The sequence below is a fragment of the Mesorhizobium sp. M0664 genome (assembly GCF_040320565.1).
Lineage (GTDB): Bacteria > Pseudomonadota > Alphaproteobacteria > Rhizobiales > Rhizobiaceae > Mesorhizobium.
Map to the genome: position 1 here is coordinate 65950 of NZ_JAMYPW010000005.1, position 17405 is coordinate 83354.

Consider the following 17405-nt stretch of genomic DNA (forward strand, 5'->3'; position numbering starts at 1 on the left):
CCATGGCGTCCGAATGAGTGCGAGTTCGGGAACAATAATGGCAGACAGAACCCAGCTGAGAGCAGCCGACCACAACGACATCGCCAACGATGATCCGTTCGCGGAACTGACCAGGATCATGGGGTTCGACCCGCGCCAGCCGGTCAAACCGCAAACGCCGGCACAGCCGAAAACCGCTGCCGCCGAACCGTCGGTGGACGAGGGCGATTTCGAGATCGATCTCGAGAAGGAGTTGATGGGCGAATTCGGCGCCGACGCCAATGACAATGCTTCCCCTGCCAAGCTTCGCGAGCCGACACCCGAACCGGCCGCCGCCGACGAAATGGAGGACGCGCTTGCTGCCTCGTTCGAACAGGATTTCGCGTTCGACGACAGTGCGGCGGATGATGCTGCTCCTGTTGCGGCCGCTCCTGTTGCCGCCGACGAAATTGCCTCCGCCCCCGAAAGGGCGTTCGCTCCCTCCGTCGAGCCGGAGCTCGACGACGAGTTCGATAACGGCATCGCCGGCTCGCTCGAAGACGTGTCGCCGTTCGAGGACGACCTTTCGAGTGACGACGAACTTGCCGCCTCGCTCGACCAGGATTTTCGGCACGACGATGTGACGGCCAAGATCGCGGTGACCGGCGAGGATGAACCCAGGGCCGCAGCCGAGGCGATCGAGCCGGTCGACGAGCCCGCCTTCGACGATGAGTTCGACAGCGCCGTGGCAAGTTCGCTCGAAGACGAGCTGATGCTCGAAGAGCATGAGCCGATGGAGCAGACCGTCGCCGTTGAAACCGCCGCGCAAGCGGCCGCGCCTGCGTTCGATGACGAGTTCGACGATGCCGTTGCAAGCTCGCTCGAAGACGAGCTGATGTTCGACGAGCATGAGCCGGCGGAAAACGTCGCCGCCCCGGCATCGCCGGTTGATGCGGTTTCGGCCGATGAGGATCTTGCCGGCCATTTCGATGATGCCATGGCCGATGTCGAGATGGACTTCGACGTTCGCTCGGACGGGCCTGCCGAAATCGAAGAACCAGAGTTTATCGAAGAGCAGTCGATCGAAGAGCCAGAGGCCGCCCGGCTTTCCGGCACGGCCGCTGAAGCGGCGTTCGACGACGATTTCGATCTGAGCTTCGACGATGCGCCTGCCGAGGAAGCCGAAGAGCCCGTGGCGCAGGTTGCGGCCGAACCAGCGGCGCCGGCCGCTGTCGTCCCGACGGCCCCAGTGGCTGAGGAACGCAGCCTGGAAGACGAACTGAACGCGCTGCTCGGTGCGATGAGCACACGGCCGGCACAAGTGGTCAACGAACCTCAGACAAGCCCGCAGACTGCCCAGAAGCCCGTGATGGCTGTTCAGCAGCCTATCGCGCCGGTAATTCAGAAGCCAGCAGTGGCCGCTGAACAGCCAATGGCGGCGGTCAAAGACGTCGCCAACGAGCCGGTGCATGCTGTCGACGAGCTGGATTGGGAACTCGACGAGCACGAGCCCGCTGAGCCGCAGCAGTCCAGTGCCGCCGATGACGCCGATCTCGGCAGTGTCCTCCTCGATGAGCTTGAAGGCGAGGATTTCGGTGTTGAAGCCGCTGCCGGACCCGCGGATGATCTCGACAGCGATGCGCTCGATGCCGACTTCGCCAGGAATATCGGCCTGGATCACGACTCGGCCGACAAGAGTGCGGCAGCTGCTGCCGAGGAAGACCCGCTCGATGCGCTGAACTGGCTGACGACACGCGCCACACCGCCCGAGCCGGCCCGCTCGTGGAGCCGCGTGACACCGGTCGCACAGCCTCAACCCGCTTTTGCAAGCCAGCCGGTGGCTTCGGCGCGTCCGGCACCACCGCCGCAGCCGGCTGCAACGCCGTCCTATCGGGCCGCACCGGTCGAAGAGAGGCCGTCCTATGAAGGCCAGGCATCCCGTGAAGATAGGTCATCCTATGAAGATCGGCCCGCCTACGTGGAAGCTGCACCAACCTCGCATCAACAGCCTTCCGCCTATGACGAGATGCCCGATGTCGAGACGGTCGACGTACCCGAGCGCGTCGTGGCGCTGGCGGACGATCTCGACATTCCGGAGCTCAACTTCGACGATGACGAGCCGGTGGCGCCCGCCTACGACGATCTCGATGCCGATTTTGCCAGCCTTCTCACCGAAATGAATGCAACGGATATAGCGCCTGCCCCGGTGCGCAGTGCTGGCTATGACGATGAATACGATGCCGGCTTCGTGTCTGGGTATAAGCAAGATCGTAGCGAGACGCGCGCCTATGGCGCCAAGCCTGCGGAAGCGCCCGTCAGCGCGGCAGCCGCTTCCTATGCCGATGCAGCGGACGGTTTCGATCTGGGCCCATTGCCCGGTGGCCAGCCGGTTTCGCAGGCCGACGATTTCACCTTCGATGAGCTCGACTACGATCCCGAACTGGACGAGGAGATGTCGGTTCCGGGCCTTGCCGAACGCGGGGCCGAAAGGCAGCCGCGCCGGCGCGGGCTGCTGATAGGTGCGGTGGTCGGCGCCGTGGCGATCGCCGGAGGCCTTGGCGCCTTTGCGTTGACCCTCGGCGGCAAGAGCGGCGGCGATGCGCCGGTTATCGTCAAGGCCGACAACAGGCCGATCAAGATCAAGCCGGAAAATCCAGGCGGCACCGTCGTGCCGAACCAGGACAACAAGGTTTATGACGCTGTGGTCAAGGGCACCAAGCCCGCCGAGCCGGTTCAGCAGAAGCTGGTCACCAACACCGAAGAGCCTGTGGACCTGAAGGCCAACGAACCGGAGAGCCGCGTCGTCGATCTTTCGCCCAATGACCCCGATGCCGCGGACGATATCGACGCGCCCGGCACCGCGGCGTCCGACACCGGCGGGTCTGGCACCAATGCGCCCGGCACCAGCGCGTCTGACTCCAGCACGCTTGGCGCCAGTGCGGCTGGCGCTGCCGAAACCGCCGCCGCACCGGCGCCCAAGTCCGAGGATCGCATCGCGCAGGTTCTGCAGGAGGCCGAGAAGGGTGCAACCCCCGAGATCGTCGCCGTTGCGCCGCGCAAGGTACGGACGATGGTCGTGAAACCTGACGGCTCGCTGGTGGCGCGCGAGGATCCGGCGCCTGCCGCCCCGCAGATGGCTGCTGCCGAGCCGGCCGATCCGGCGCCGCAGCACGTGGCTCCGTCGGCCCAGGCCGACGCCGCCGCGCAGACCGGCACCGTGCCCCTGATCGACCAAATAACAAGCGATCCGAAGATTGATGACCAGCCGAGTGGCGACCAGGCGAGCGGCGATCAGGCCGAAACCTCCAAGCTGCAGCCGGCGCCCAAGCCCGACACAAAGGCTGAAGCCAAGGCCCAGGCGTCAGCCAGCAAGCAGTCCGCCAGCACCCCGGCCACGGTTCCGGTGGCGCCGCAGCGCCCGTCCGACCAGCCGGTCGATGTGGTTGGCGAGGTCAAGCCCGATCAGGTCGCTTCCATCGATCCGGCCGCGGCCGGGGCTGGTTCGTGGTCGATACAGATCGCTTCGCAGCCGACAGTCGAAAGCGCCCAGGCGACTTACCAGGATCTGCAGCGCCGCTACGGCAGCGTGCTTTCCGGCCGCACCGCCAACATCGTCAAGGCCGAGATCGCCGGCAAGGGCACCTTCTACCGCGTCCGCGTTCCGGCGCAGTCTCGCAACGAGGCGATCAAACTGTGCACCAGCTACAAGGCTGCCGGCGGCAATTGCTTCGTGTCCCACTAGGCATCAAGGCCCCTCGAAAAGCCGGCGTCCGCGCCGGCTTTTTTGCGTGAACGGAAACCTCTGAAGGCAATTACGGGCGATTCCCTTTGTCGGCGCGAAGCTCTAAACTGTTCCGCATGACCGAATCAAAATCCATGATCCTCGGCTGCGCCGGGAAATCACTGACCCGCAACGAGATCCGTTTCTATCGCAACGAATGCCCGTGGGGCTTCATCCTGTTTGCGCGCAATATCGGCGAGACCGAGCAGATCCGCGATCTGGTCGCCGCCATGCGCGACTGCGTCGAGCGTGCGGACGCGCCGGTATTCATCGACCAGGAGGGCGGCCGCGTGCAGCGCCTGCGGCCGCCGCTGGCGCCGAACTATCCGGCTGCCGGTGCACTCGGCGCCTTGTGGCGCGACGACCATGACGCCGGCACCCGTGCCGCCTGGCTGATGGCGCGGCTGCATGCCTTCGACCTGCTGCGCTACGGCATCACGGCGGATTGCCTGCCGGTGCTCGATGTGCCGATCGAGGGCGCCAGCGACGTCATCGGCGCGCGCGCCTATGGCAAGGAGCCGCGCGCCGTCATCGAATTGGGTCGCGCCGCGGCGGAAGGCCTGATGGCGGGCGGCGTGCTGCCGGTGATGAAGCATATTCCCGGTCATGGAAGGGCCTTCGCCGATACGCATTTCGAACTGCCGACCGTCGACGCCTCGATCGGCGATTTGCAGCGGCATGATTTTGCCCCGTTCAGGGAGCTCAACCATTTGCCGATGGCGATGACGGCGCATGTCGTCTATAGCGCGATCGACCCCAAGAACCCGGCCACCACGTCCGGCAAGGTCATCGAAGAGATCATCCGCGGCGAAATCGGCTTCGACGGCCTGTTGATGAGCGACGACACCTCGATGAAGGCACTTTCTGGGGATTTCCCGTCAAAGGCGGCGGCGATCCTTGCGGCGGGCTGCGATCTGGTCCTTCACTGCAACGGCGTGTTCGAGGAGATGGCCGGCATTGCATCGCGCACGACCGGGCTGGAAGGCAAGTCGTTTGAGCGCGCGGAGCGGGCGCTGACCTATATCAGGAACCGCGACGTGGCGGACGAGACCGAGATTCGGGCCGAATTTGCCAGTTATTTCGACGCCGTGGCCTAGCATCAAAGGAAGCGAAGTGGCGGAGACATTGGACCTGAAGGCCGGCAAGGCCGCACCGATGGACCGCTTGTGGGCCGAGAACGACGATTCCCGGCTGACCGGCGATCCGGCGTTGGTCGTCGATGTGGCCGGCTTCGAAGGTCCTCTCGATCTTCTGCTGCATCTTGCCCGCAATCAGAAGGTCGACCTGTCGCGCATCTCGATCCTGGCGCTGGCCGAACAGTATCTGGCCTTCGTCGAGAAGGTGAGGGCTCTGAGACTGGAGCTTGCCGCCGACTACCTGGTGATGGCGGCATGGCTGGCGTTTCTCAAGTCGAAGCTCCTGATCCCCAAGCAGCCCGGCGACGAAGGCGAAAGCGGCGAGGAACTGGCGGCGGTGCTGCAGTTCCGGCTGAAGCGGCTGGAGGCGATGCGCGACGCGGCGGCACGGCTGGTCAACCGCAACCGGCTCGGACGCGACGTGTTTGCACGCGGCATGCCGGAAATGGTCATCGTCGAGAAGCGCAATGCTTATTCGGCCTCGCTCTACGACCTGTTGACCGCCTATGCCCAGCAGCGCCAGAAGCAGGCGATAACCAATGTGACGATCGCCAGGCGCGGCGTGTGGTCGCTCAAGGATGCGCGCGACGTGCTGACCAGGCTGATCGGGTCGCTGCGCGACTGGACGGCGCTCGACAGTTTCCTGGTCGAATATCTGGCCGGCCCGGAAGAGCGGCGCACCGCGGTTGCCAGCTCGTTTGCGGCGACGCTGGAACTGGTGCGCGAAGGCAAGATGGAAATGCGGCAGGACCAGGTGTTCGCGCCGCTTTATCTGCGCGGCCGCGCCCAGGCCATCAAGATAGTCGAGGTAACACCATGAACGAACGCGCCAACGCTTCGGTCATTCCGTTCAAGGTCGACGACGACGCCGAGCAAGGCGCGGTCGCCGAAAACCCGGCACAAAATCAGGGGCAGAATTTGTCGCGGAATCCCGGCGAGCGGCTGCATATGGCGGAGGCCGTACGGATGGCCGAGGCGATCGTATTCGCCAGCGCCGAGCCGGTCAGCGAAAAACAGCTCACTTCGCGACTGCCCGACGGCATCAACATTGCCGCGGCAATGGCCGAACTGCAGCAGATCTATGCGCGGCGCGGCGTCAATCTGGTGCGCGTCGGCGATGCCTGGGCGTTTCGCACCGCCGGCGACCTCGCCTTCCTGATGAGCCGTGACACGGTGCAGCAGCGCAAGCTGTCCCGCGCCGCCCTCGAAGTGCTGGCGATCATCGCCTACCACCAGCCGGTAACGCGCGCCGAGATCGAGGACATCCGCGGCGTCGAGACGTCAAAGGGGACGCTCGACACGCTGATGGAGACCGAATGGGTGAGGATGCGCGGCCGGCGCCGCACGCCCGGCCGTCCCGTCACTTATGGCACGACCCACATTTTCCTCGACCATTTCGCACTGGAGGAGATACGTGATCTCCCCGGCATGGAGGAATTGAAGGGTGCCGGGCTGCTGTCCGGCCGCATGCCGTCGAATTTCTCGGTGCCGCTGCCGCCGGCCGACCCCGATGCGCTCACCGACGACGAGGATCCGCTGACCGACATCGACCTCGAAGAACTCGGCCTTTTGACGCCGCGCGTCACGGAAGATTGAGCCGAGCGCCATCTTAAAGCCACAGGCAGGATGGAACTGCGCCGATTGGTAGCGGGCCGCCGTGCCGAAAGTGCGTGACTTCGGCGACTCATTCATGAACTCTGTCGCAGTTCTGTTTGAATCCGAACCCGAAAGCGCATAGATCAGCGTCTGGGAAACCGTTCGAGAGAGATTTGCTATGGGTTCATTTTCGATTTGGCACTGGATGATCGTTCTGGTGATCGTGCTGCTGGTGTTCGGCCGCGGCAAGATTCCCGAGTTGATGGGCGACATGGCCAAGGGCATCAAGAGCTTCAAGAAGGGCATGGCGGACGACGAGACTGCCGAGGACAAGCGTACCGTTGAACACCGTGCCGACGAAACCGTTTCGGTACCGAAGGAAAAGGCCAGCAAAAGCTGAGCCCAAACTTTAGTCGGAACGTATAGCCATGTTCGAAGTCGGCTGGACCGAGATGCTGGTGATCGCGATCGTCATGATCGTGGTCGTCGGGCCCAAGGATTTGCCCAACATGCTGCGCACCTTCGGCCGCACATCGGCGAAGCTGCGCGCCATGGCGTCCGATTTCCAGCGGCAGTTCAACGATGCGTTGAAGGAAGCCGAGCTCGACGACGTCAAGAAGTCGGTCGATTCGCTGAGAAGCCTCAATCCGGCAGCCGAGATCAGGAAGCAGCTCAATCCATTCGAGCAGGCCGCCGCCGACGTCCGTTCCGGCGTCGACGCAGTGATGAAACCCAAGCCGGCCGTCGATGCCGCCGCTGCGACGGAGCAGGCGGCCGAGCCGCTTAAGAACGGCGCAACAACGTCGCCGGGCGTCAGCCCGCCGGAGCCGACGCCGATCTTTCCGGCGATGACGGACGAGTCCGTCGTAGCGCCGGCAGTGCAGGCGCAAACGGCTGCAGCGGCCGTGCCGAAAGAAGCACCTGCGGCAAAGAAGAAGCCAGCGCCCGCAAAAGCCGCGGCCGCCGCGCCGGCCAAGCCGGCAAAGACTGCTGCGCCAAAGGCTGCCGCAAAAGCTGAGCAAAAAGCGCAGTCGTCAGCAGCGAAGAAGCCGGCGTCAGCAACGAAGAAGCCGGCCGCCAGGAAAACGGCGGGAGCCGCCAAGTGAGCGATTCGGACAAGGAAAAGGACGAGATAGAAAAATCGTCGGCTCCGCTGATGGAGCACCTGATCGAGTTGCGCCGGCGGCTGATCTGGTCGATCGGCGGTTTTTTTGTTGCCTTCCTGGTCTGCTTCTTTTTCGCCAAGCGGCTGTTCAACCTTCTGGTCATTCCGTTCAGATGGGCGACGCAATGGGCCGGGCTCGACCCGCACAAGGTCGAGCTGATCTATACGGCGCCACAGGAGTTCTTCTTTACCCAGGTCAAGCTCGCCATGTTCGGCGGCATGGTCATCGCCTTTCCGCTGATCGCCACGCAGATCTACAAATTCATCGCGCCCGGCCTCTACAAAAACGAGCGCAACGCCTTCCTGCCGTTCCTGATCGCCTCGCCGATCCTGTTCCTGATGGGCGCATCGCTGGTCTATTTCTTCTTCACGCCGATGGTGATGTGGTTCTTCCTCGCCATGCAGCAGACCGGCACCAACGACCAGGTGCAGATTTCGCTGCTGCCGAAAGTGTCCGAATATCTCAGCCTGATCATGACGCTGATCTTCTCCTTCGGCCTGGTGTTCCAGCTGCCGGTGGTGACAAGCCTGATGACGCGGGTCGGCATGCTGTCGTCAACGGCCCTGGCCGAGAAGCGCAAATGGGCGATCGTCATCGCCTTTGTGGTGGCGGCGGTGCTGACGCCGCCCGACCCGATGAGCCAGATCGGCCTCGCCATTCCGACGATCCTGCTCTACGAGGTCTCGATCTGGTCGGCCCGGCTGATCGAACGCAGCAAGGAGCGCGACCGTGTGGCCCGCGAAAAGCAGGACGCCACCGAAGAGGTGGCCGAAAAGCCGGCGGACGCGTCTTCGACATAGGTTCGGTTGAAGCGGGCAGCATTTTTTTGCCGGCCATAGCAACTTTGTTCTTGCTTTGTGCCGGCAGCTATGCTACTAATTTAAGTATGGTGCCAATTGGCTCCAAAAACCCGCCTCTCGAGGCGGGTTTTTGTTTCCAGGGTTCTTTCGATCGAACGTTGCGCGTGCTGCCTACCTGAGGTCGGCGCGAAGGAACTCTGCCTTGACGTCTTGTATCGATGCGGTTTACGCCCTCTGGTCTTTGTTTTGGGCATTTCCTTGCCCCGAAACCGCCGTGCCGAGGACGAACAGACCATGCTTGACATCAAATGGATTCGCGACAACCCGAAGGCCCTTGTCGAAGCGCTGAAGAAGCGCTCGTGGTCGGCTGAGGATGCGCAGTCCACGGTCGACGACCTGATCGCCGCGGATGAGGCGCGGCGCGAGCATCTGACCGAGCTGCAGACCAGGCAGGAACGCCGCAACGCCGCATCGAAGGAGATCGGCAATGCCATGCGCTCGGGCGATGCAGCTCTTGCCGAAAGGCTGAAGACCGAGGTCGGCGAGATCAAGGCCTTCATCCAGAATGGCGAGGCGCGCGAGCGCGAGCTCGACAAGGCGCTGAACGATGCGTTGGCAGTGCTGCCAAACGTGCCGTTCGACGATGTGCCGGTCGGCAAGGACGAGCACGACAACGTCGTCAAACGCGTCGTCGGCGAGGTGCCGACGCGGCCGAATTGGGTGAAGGAGCATTTCGAGATCGGCGAAGCGCTCGGCATGATGGATTTCGAGCGGGCAGCACGGCTTTCCGGCTCGCGCTTCATCGTGCTCAAAAGCGGCCTGGCGCGGATGGAACGCGCGCTCGGCCAGTTCATGCTGGATCTGCACACCACCGAGCACGGCTATGTAGAGATCCAGCCGCCGTTGATGGTGCGCGACGAGGTGCTTTTCGGGACCGGGCAACTGCCGAAATTCGAGGAGGATTTGTTCTTCGTTCGGCACGGGGACGGCAGGCTTGGCCTAATCCCAACCGCCGAAGTGCCGCTCACCAATCTCGTTCGCGACGAGATCACGCCGCACGAACAACTGCCGCTGCGCTATACGGCGCTGACGCCGTGCTTCCGCTCCGAGGCGGGCTCGGCCGGGCGCGACACGCGCGGCATGCTGCGCCAGCACCAGTTCTACAAGGTCGAGCTGGTGTCGATCACCGACCAGGAGACTTCGGTTGCCGAGCATGAGCGCATGACCGAATGCGCCGAGGAGGTGCTGACGCGGCTCGGCCTGCCGTTCCGCACCATGACGCTGTGCACCGGCGACATGGGCTTTGGCGCGCGCAAGACCTACGACATCGAGGTCTGGCTGCCCGGCCAGAATGCCTATCGCGAGATATCGTCGTGCTCGGTATGCGGCGATTTCCAGGCGCGGCGCATGGACGCCCGCTACAAGGACAAGGACGGCAAGGGCAACCGCTTCGTCCACACGCTGAACGGTTCGGGCACCGCCGTCGGCCGTGCGCTCATTGCCGTCATCGAAAATTATCAGAACGAGGACGGCAGCGTAACCATTCCTGAAGCGCTTCGGCCTTACATGGGCGGTCTGGAAAAGATCGAATCGAAATAATGCGCATCCTTCTGACCAACGACGACGGCATCCATGCCGAGGGCCTTGCATCACTCGAACGCATCGCGCGCACGCTGTCGGACGACGTCTGGGTGGTGGCACCGGAACAGGATCAGTCCGGCTATGCGCATTCGCTGTCGATCTCGGAGCCGCTGCGGCTCAGGAAAATCGGCGAAAAGCACTTTGCGGTGCGCGGAACGCCGACCGACTGTGTCATCATGGGCGTGAAGAAGATCCTGCCCGCAGCGCCTGACCTGATCCTGTCCGGCGTCAATTCCGGCGCCAACATCGCCGACGACGTCACCTATTCGGGCACGGTCGCCGGCGCCATGGAAGGCGCGCTGCTCGGCGTGCGATCGATCGCCATCAGCCAGGCCTATTCCTATGTCGGCGAGGACCGCGTCGTTCCCTACGAGACCACCGAAGCGCTGGCGCCGGCCCTGCTCGAAAAGCTCGTCGCCATGCCGTTGCCGGACGGCGTGCTGCTCAACGTCAATTTTCCGAACTGTGCGCCGGAAGAGATCGCCGGAACTGTAGTCACTTCGCAGGGCAAGCTGGTCCACAGCCTGTGGGTCGACGAGCGGCGCGACGGGCGCGGCCTGCCTTACTACTGGCTGCGCTTCGGCCGCGAGCCAGTCGAGGGCAAGCAAGGCACCGACCTCAATGCCTTGCGCAATCGGCTGGTGTCGGTGACGCCGCTGCAGCTCGATCTCACCGCGCATGAAATCCGCGATCAACTGGCCAAGGCGCTCGCATGAACTTGAACCACGCTGCAACGGTCGACGAGCGCGAAGGTTTCGCTGCCTTCCTGCTTCGCCTGCGCGGCAGGGGGACGGTGCCGAAGGCGCTTATCGCCGCCTTCGAGGCGACGCCGCGGCGCGGCTTTCTGTCTCCGCATTTCCACTCGATAGCCTGGTCGGACCGTATGCTGCCGATCGAATGCGGCGAGGCCATCGAAGGCGCCGACCTGCAGGCGGCGGTGATCGCGGCACTTGCCATCGAGCCGGGCAACCGGGTGCTCGAGATCGGCACCGGGTCCGGCTACACGGCGGCGGTGATGTCGCGGCTTGCCGCGCGGATCGTCACCATCGACCGTTACAAGACGCTGGCCGAACAAGCCCGGCAGCGGCTCGAGGCGCTCGCCATCGGCAATGTCATCGTGCGCCAGGCGGACGGTTCCAACGGGCTGGCCAACGAAGCGCCGTTCGACCGCATCGTCGCCTGGGCGGCCTTCGACAGCCTACCGCGCTTCCTGCTCGACCAATTGTCGAGCGGCGGCATCGTCATCGCGCCGATCGGACCCGACGAAGGCGAGCAGGTGCTGGCCAAGCTGACCAAGGTCGGCAGCCGCTTCGAACGCGAGGATATCGGCCTGGTGCGCCTGCAGCCGATCCTGCACGGTGTCGCCGCGGTGATCTGATTCCGGGTACATCGCGCCGCTTGGGGATCAGCCGAAGCCTGTCGTTTCGTCATCCTAGGACGACGAAGTTGAGAGCCTTCCTCGAATATTTTAAGAAAATTTGCGTCTGATTCTACAGGTTTAACCGACCGGTAACATTAACGCGCTTTAATCACACTCAGTTGTACCGGGTCTGTGCGGGTTAGTGCGATGCAATTCAGTGTTTTGAAGGCAAACGGACGCAATCTGGCGCGTGGCTGCGCCGTCCTCATGATCGCAGGCGCTGCGACGGGGTGTAGTTCCCAGGTGGCGCGGTTCAACAGCGTCGATGACGTGTTCACCGCCTCGACCAACAACCAGCGCGCCATCATCGACAAGCAGGATGCTGCCCAGCCCTATCCGGGCGATGTTGCGGCCGCGCCGGTCGACGGCAGCCACACCCAGTCGGTCAGCCGCTCAAGCCTCGAACCGGTTACGGCGCAGCAGTTGCCACCGCCGGCTCCCGCCCTGGCACCCGCCGCCCGCCCGGTGCGTACCGCTGCCGCGCCGGCGATGGCGCCTGCCGCTCCTCGTGTCGACAGGACGGCAACCGGCACCGTCGCTCCGGCGGCAAGGCCGTTCAAGAACGCCGAGCCCGACGCGCCGCGCATGGCGACGGCCGCCGGCGCACCGCATGCAACCGAGATCGTCGTCAAGGACGGCGAGACCATTTCCGGCCTGTCTCGGCGCTACGGCGTGCCGGCCGGTGCCATCATGAAAGTCAACGGGCTGAGCGCGACCAAGGGGCTGAAGACCGGCCAGAAGCTCGTCATCCCGGCCTATGCGTATTCGAGCAACGGCGCCACGCCGAAAGTCGCCGACGCCAAGCCCGCGAACGGCACCAGGCACGACCAGCCGGCCGACGCGCCGGAGAAGGTGGCCGTGCTGCCGCAGCAACCGAAGCTCAGGGAAGGCAAGTCTGCCGCGCAGGTGGACGCCTCGGCTGCCGCGAGCCAGCCGAAGGATGGAAAGGCCGCGCCCAAAGTGGCTTCGGCGACGGCCAAGCCAGCCGGTGCCGGCGGCACCTACACGGTTCAGCAAGGCGATACGCTGTCGGCCATCGCCAGAAAGACCGGCGTCGGCGTCGTCGCGTTGAAGCAGGCGAACGGCATGCAGGATGGACTGCTCAAGATCGGCCAGACCCTGAAAGTGCCGGCAGGCGGAACCGCTGTTGTCGCCGGTGCGAAGCCGGCAAAGGTCGATCCGGTGACGACGGCCACCACCCAGCCGCCTGCCAAGGCCACGCCGACGCAGACGCTCGCCTCCTACACGCCGCCAAAGAAGGACGCGAAAGTCATCCAGCAGGCCGAGGACGACGATGCGGTGGCGCCGGACGCAACGGGCATCGGCAAGATGCGCTGGCCGGTGCGCGGCCGCGTGATCTCAAGCTTCGGCGGCGGCAAGGACGGCGTCGACATTGCCGTGCCCGAGGGGACGCCGGTCAAGGCAGCTGAAAACGGCGTCGTCATCTATGCCGGTGACGGCCTCAAGGAATTCGGCAACACGGTGCTGGTGCGGCACGAAAACGGTCTGGTCACCGTCTACGGCCACACCAGCTCGATCGAGGTGCAGCGCGGCCAGAAGGTCAAGCGCGGCCAGGAAATCGCCCTGTCCGGCATGAGCGGCACCACCGACTCGCCGAAACTGCATTTCGAAGTGCGCAAGAACTCGGCGCCGGTCGATCCTTCGACCTATCTCGAATAGACGACGAAAGCGATTTGCGGGCCACCTGACCTTCAGCCCGGCGAGGAAGTCCGCTCCGCAAGGTGCGGGCTTCTTCTGTTGTTAGTCGTTGAGCGGCTAATCCTTGAGCGGCTTGCCGAGCCGGCCTGCCAGATCCTGGGTGAACTGCCAGGCGACGCGGCCCGAACGGCTGCCGCGCGTCGTCGCCCATTCCAGCGCCTCGGCGCGCAGCATCTCGGGATCGATGGCGAGATCGTGATGGCGGACATAGCCGTCGATCATATCGAGATATTCGTCCTGCGAACATTTGTGGAAGCCAAGCCACAGGCCGAAACGGTCCGACAGCGAAACCTTTTCCTCGACCGCTTCGGACGGATTGATCGCCGTCGAGCGCTCATTGTCGATCATGTCGCGCGGCAACAGATGCCGCCGGTTCGAGGTGGCGTAGAAGATGACGTTGGCCGGGCGGCCCTCGACGCCGCCCTCAAGCGCTGCCTTCAGCGATTTATAGGACGTGTCGTCATGGTCGAATGACAGGTCGTCGCAGAACAGGATGAAGCGGAAGGGTGCTGCCTTCAGCAGGCCCATCAGCTTCGGCAGCGTGTCGATGTCTTCGCGATGGATCTCGATAAGCTTGAGCGGCAGATCGAGCTTGGCCGAAGCGTTGACCGCGGCGTGCACCGCCTTGACCAGCGACGATTTGCCCATGCCGCGCGCGCCCCACAACAGCACGTTGTTGGCGGCATAGCCTGACGCGAAGCGCTCGGTGTTGTCGACCAATATGTCGCGGACGCGGTCGACCCCGCGGATCAGGCCGATGTCGACGCGGTTGACCTTGAGCACCGGCTCCAGATAGCCGGGATCGGCCTGCCAGACGAAGCAATCGGCCTCGCCCAGGTCGGTTTGCGGCACCGGCGGCGGGGCGAGGCGGGCGACCGCCTCGATCAGGCGGTCGAGCTTCTGGCTCAGGGTATCGATGGTGCTGTCGGTCATCTCTTGTCTTTTTTGTCTCGCGTTCAGGATGGTGCGGCAGGCCAACCTACCTGATTTCAGCGGTTTCGAAACTCGTCCCAAGCATTTGTTCGGGCATGATCTTTTGCGGAAACCGAGCGTCGCTTTTGGGGATCACCCTCTAACACGGCTCACCAGGCTGGAAAAGCAGCCGATTTGCCCGGCGGCGCAGTTGCATTGGCAACGTTACCGACTATATTCCGGCCAAATTTGGCGGGGCCGTCAAATTCCCAGAACGGTTAAGGCGGCTGTTTTTAAAATTCAGGAGTACCTCGATGTTCGTGACACCGGCATACGCCCAAGGCATCGGCGGGGACTCGTCCGCAATGTTTATCCAGATCGTGCCGTTTGCTCTGATTTTCGTGATCATGTATTTTCTGATCATCCGGCCGCAGCGCACGCAGCTGAAGAAGCGCGGCGAGATGCTGGCGGCGGTTCGTCGCGGCGATACCGTTGTCACCGGCGGCGGCTTGGTCGGCAAGGTGACCAAGGTGATCGACGATAACGAGCTGGAGATCGACCTTGGCGGCGGCACCAAGGTGACGGCGCTGCGCTCGACGATCGCCGACGTGCGCGTCAAGGGCGAGCCGGTGGCAAACCAGAACGCCAAGAAATAACCGAATTGAAGGCGGAACGCAGCCGCTTGTACGCCTGAACGGACGATAACCAATGCTCTATTTCTCGCGCTTCAAGATGATCCTGATCTGGCTGGCCGTAGCCGCCACGGTGGTCCTCGCTGCGCCCAATCTTTTCTCGGCAAGCACGTTGGCCCAACTGCCCAGTTGGGTGCCGAAGCGGCAGATGACGCTCGGCCTCGACCTGCAGGGCGGCTCGCACATCCTGCTCAGGATGGATCCGAACGATCTGATCAAGGATCGGCTTGAGACGACGCGCGACGAAATCAGGACGCTGCTGCGCGATGCCAAGATCGGCTATACCGGCCTTGCCGGGTCGGGGCGCACGGTGCAGGTCCGCATCACCGATCCCGCACAGATCGACGCCGCCAAGAACGCACTGAAGCCGTTGACCAATCCGGTGGCGGCCGGCCTGTTCAGCGGCGGGTCCATCCAGGAGATGACCCTGGATGATTCCGAGGCCGGCCTGCTTAAATTCACCGTCACCGATGCCGGCATCAAATACCGTACGTCGACGGCGCTGACCCAGTCGATCGAGGTTGTCAGCCGTCGTGTCAACGAACTGGGAACGACCGAGCCGATCGTGCAGCGGCAAGGCGACGACCGCATCCTTGTGCAGGTGCCTGGTTTGCAGGACCCGCAACGGCTGAAGGAAATTCTCGGCCAGACCGCCAAGCTGACCTTCCAGATGGTCGACCAATCGATGCCGGTGCAGGATGCGCTGAACGGCCGTCCGCCGCCGGGATCCTCGGTGCTGTATTCGCAGGACGATCCGCCGGTTCCGTATCTGATCGAGAACCGCGTCATCGTTTCGGGTGAAAACCTCGTCGATGCCCAGGCGACGTTCAACTCGCAGACCAATGAGCCGGTGGTTTCGTTCCGCTTCGATTCCAAGGGGGCGCAGCGGTTCGGCCAGGCGACAGCGCAGAATGTCGGCAAGCTGTTTGCCATCATCCTCGACAATCAGGTGATTTCGGCGCCGCGGATCAACGAACCGATCCCTGGCGGTTCCGGTCAGATATCGGGGAATTTCACTGCCGAGAGCGCCAACGATCTCGCCGTGCTGCTGCGCGCCGGCGCCTTGCCGGCGACGCTCACCGTGATCGAGGAGCGCACGGTTGGCCCTGGCCTCGGCCAGGACTCCATCCATGCCGGCAAGGTCGCCGGCATCATCGGCTCGATCCTGGTCGTGGCGTTCATGTTCGTCGCCTACGGTTTCCTCGGCTTCCTCGCCAACATCGCGCTGGCGGTGCATGTCGCGATGATCGTCGGGCTGCTGTCGCTGCTTGGCGCGACGCTGACCTTGCCGGGTATCGCCGGTATCGTGCTGACCATCGGCATGGCGGTCGATTCGAACGTGCTGATCTATGAGCGTATTCGCGAGGAGCGACGTGCCGGCCGCTCGGTGATCCAGGCGATCGATACCGGCTTCAGCAAGGCGCTGGCGACCATCGTCGATTCCAACGTCACTTCGCTGATTGCCACCGTGGTCCTGTTCTACCTCGGCACCGGGCCGGTGAAGGGTTTTGCCGTCACCTATGCCATCGGCATCCTGACCACGGTCTTCACCGCCTTCACCTTCACCCGCCTGCTGGTGTCGATCTGGCTTCGCCGGGCCCGTCCGAAGGAGTTGCCACGCGCGCCGGTGACCTTCATTCCGCCGGGAACGAAAATTCCGTTCATGGGCATCCGCCGCTGGACGTTCACACTGTCGAGCGTGCTTTCGGTGCTGTCGGTCATCGGCTTCATGACCATCGACATCAATTACGGCATCGATTTCAAGGGCGGCTCGCTGATCGAGGTGCAGTCGAAGGCCGGCAATGCCGATCTGGCCGACATCCGCGGCAGGCTGACGGAACTCAATATCGGCGAGGTGCAGGTTCAGCAATTCGGCGAGCCGAACGACGTGCTGATCCGCGTCGGTACCCAGGAGGGCGGCGAGAATGCCGAGCAGACCGTCATCGACAAGGTGCGCGGCGAGCTGCAGGACCAGTATGATTTTCGCCGCGTCGAAGTGGTCGGGCCGACGGTCTCGGGCGAGCTTGCCAAGCAAGGCACCATTGCCATGCTGGTCGCGCTGCTCGGCATCCTGATCTATGTCTGGTTCCGCTTCGAATGGCAGTTCGCGGTCGGCGCCATCGTTGCGACCGTTCACGACGTGGTCATGACGATCGGCTTCTTCGTCCTCACCGGCCTCGAATTCAACCAGTCGTCGCTGGCGGCGATCCTTACCATCATCGGTTATTCGCTCAACGATACGATTGTCGTCTATGACCGCGTTCGCGAGGATCTGCGAAAATACAAGCGAATGCCGCTGCCGCAATTGCTGAACAACGCCATCAACGAGACGCTGTCGAGGACGACGCTGACCTCGGTGACGACGATCCTGGCGCTGCTGGCGCTGGTGCTGTTCGGCGGCGAGGTGATCCGCTCGTTCACCATGGCCATGCTGTTCGGCGTCGTGTTCGGCACCTATTCGTCGATCTTTATCGCCGCGCCACTGCTTATCCTGTTCAAGCTGCGGCCGCAGGCCACAGCGTCGGACGAGGAAAAGCCGGTGGGCGGCGGCAAAGCCATAGCCACCTGACGGCTTGCCTCAAAA

Annotated in this window: 14 protein-coding genes; 13 read left to right on the forward strand and 1 reads right to left on the reverse strand. The window is 63.6% G+C overall.

Annotation, left to right across the window (positions count from 1 at the left end; translation table 11 throughout):
• Nucleotides 1–37 precede the first annotated feature (37 nt).
• From NKI39_RS09250 to NKI39_RS09300, 11 genes are all read left to right on the forward strand, one after another.
• Nucleotides 38–3700 (forward strand): SPOR domain-containing protein, encoded by a 3663-nt coding sequence (locus tag NKI39_RS09250; RefSeq protein ID WP_352831526.1) that lies wholly within the window; start codon nt 38–40, stop codon nt 3698–3700.
• Between the two features lie 116 nt (nt 3701–3816).
• The gene (gene nagZ / locus NKI39_RS09255; RefSeq protein ID WP_352831528.1) at nt 3817–4836 is read left to right on the forward strand and encodes a beta-N-acetylhexosaminidase; all 1020 of its coding nucleotides are present in this window, start codon (nt 3817–3819) and stop codon (nt 4834–4836) included.
• Between the two features lie 58 nt (nt 4837–4894).
• Nucleotides 4895–5695: a segregation and condensation protein A gene (locus NKI39_RS09260; protein WP_023678931.1), complete on the forward strand. Its 801-nt coding sequence runs from the start codon at nt 4895–4897 to the stop codon at nt 5693–5695.
• Nucleotides 5692–6471 carry an SMC-Scp complex subunit ScpB gene (gene scpB / locus NKI39_RS09265; protein WP_352831530.1) on the forward strand — a complete coding sequence of 260 codons (780 nt, stop codon included), beginning with the start codon at nt 5692–5694 and terminating at the stop codon, nt 6469–6471. The genes NKI39_RS09260 and scpB overlap by 4 nt, the downstream gene beginning before the upstream one ends.
• A gap of 178 nt (nt 6472–6649) precedes the next feature.
• The gene (locus NKI39_RS09270; protein ID WP_352490594.1) at nt 6650–6871 is read left to right on the forward strand and encodes a twin-arginine translocase TatA/TatE family subunit; all 222 of its coding nucleotides are present in this window, start codon (nt 6650–6652) and stop codon (nt 6869–6871) included.
• A 28-nt stretch (nt 6872–6899) separates the two neighbouring features.
• Nucleotides 6900–7577, forward strand: coding sequence for a Sec-independent protein translocase protein TatB (tatB, locus tag NKI39_RS09275; RefSeq protein WP_352831532.1), 678 nt, complete (start codon nt 6900–6902; stop codon nt 7575–7577).
• A complete protein-coding gene (gene tatC, locus NKI39_RS09280; RefSeq protein WP_352831534.1) occupies nt 7574–8437 on the forward strand; it encodes a twin-arginine translocase subunit TatC in 864 nt (287 codons plus the stop codon). The genes tatB and tatC overlap by 4 nt, the downstream gene beginning before the upstream one ends.
• 294 nt (nt 8438–8731) lie before the next feature.
• Nucleotides 8732–10036 (forward strand): serine--tRNA ligase, encoded by a 1305-nt coding sequence (serS, locus tag NKI39_RS09285; RefSeq protein ID WP_352831536.1) that lies wholly within the window; start codon nt 8732–8734, stop codon nt 10034–10036.
• A complete protein-coding gene (surE, locus tag NKI39_RS09290) occupies nt 10036–10794 on the forward strand; it encodes a 5'/3'-nucleotidase SurE (RefSeq protein WP_352539743.1) in 759 nt (252 codons plus the stop codon). Before serS ends, surE begins: the two co-directional genes overlap by 1 nt.
• Nucleotides 10791–11456 (forward strand): protein-L-isoaspartate(D-aspartate) O-methyltransferase, encoded by a 666-nt coding sequence (locus NKI39_RS09295; protein WP_352500868.1) that lies wholly within the window; start codon nt 10791–10793, stop codon nt 11454–11456. Before surE ends, NKI39_RS09295 begins: the two co-directional genes overlap by 4 nt.
• Before the next feature lie 189 nt (nt 11457–11645).
• Complete coding sequence (locus tag NKI39_RS09300) at nt 11646–13178, forward strand: peptidoglycan DD-metalloendopeptidase family protein (protein WP_352831538.1); 1533 nt, start codon at nt 11646–11648, stop codon at nt 13176–13178.
• 96 nt (nt 13179–13274) lie between these two features.
• Here NKI39_RS09300 and NKI39_RS09305 read toward each other — a convergent pair whose 3' ends face one another.
• Nucleotides 13275–14150 (reverse strand): ATP-binding protein, encoded by an 876-nt coding sequence (locus tag NKI39_RS09305; protein ID WP_352539745.1) that lies wholly within the window; start codon nt 14148–14150, stop codon nt 13275–13277.
• Between the two features lie 293 nt (nt 14151–14443).
• Between NKI39_RS09305 and yajC the strand changes: the two genes are divergently transcribed.
• Nucleotides 14444–14785, forward strand: a complete 342-nt coding sequence (gene yajC, locus NKI39_RS09310; RefSeq protein ID WP_352451381.1) for a preprotein translocase subunit YajC — start codon at nt 14444–14446, stop codon at nt 14783–14785.
• A 52-nt stretch (nt 14786–14837) separates the two neighbouring features.
• Entirely contained in the window at nt 14838–17390 is a 2553-nt protein-coding gene (gene secDF / locus NKI39_RS09315) for a protein translocase subunit SecDF (RefSeq protein WP_352470433.1), read from the forward strand.
• Nucleotides 17391–17405: the final 15 nt, after the last annotated feature.